Consider the following 270-nt stretch of genomic DNA (forward strand, 5'->3'; position numbering starts at 1 on the left):
TCGGCCTCATTGGTCTATCCGTTATTATTCTTGCTACAGCATTTACGGGTGTAATCGAAGAGCATTCTTTAGGCAAAGCATTTGAAGAAGCCTTACCCTTTACTGCTCTGCTTACCGTTTTCTTCTCAATCGTCGCCGTCATCATTGACCAAGAACTGTTTAAACCTGTCATCGATGCCGTGCTGCATGTCGAGGACAAAAACACGCAATTGGCGCTTTTCTATGTCGCCAATGGCTTGTTATCGATGGTTTCAGATAACGTCTTCGTCG

General features: G+C 44.8%; 1 pseudogene. It reads left to right on the forward strand.

Annotated elements, in window-relative coordinates:
* A pseudogene (locus ACP45E_RS20765) lies at positions 1–270 on the forward strand (sodium/proton antiporter); the annotation flags it as partial.

Source organism: Vibrio genomosp. F10 str. 9ZD137, assembly GCF_049974785.1.
In the GTDB taxonomy this organism is placed as follows: domain Bacteria; phylum Pseudomonadota; class Gammaproteobacteria; order Enterobacterales; family Vibrionaceae; genus Vibrio.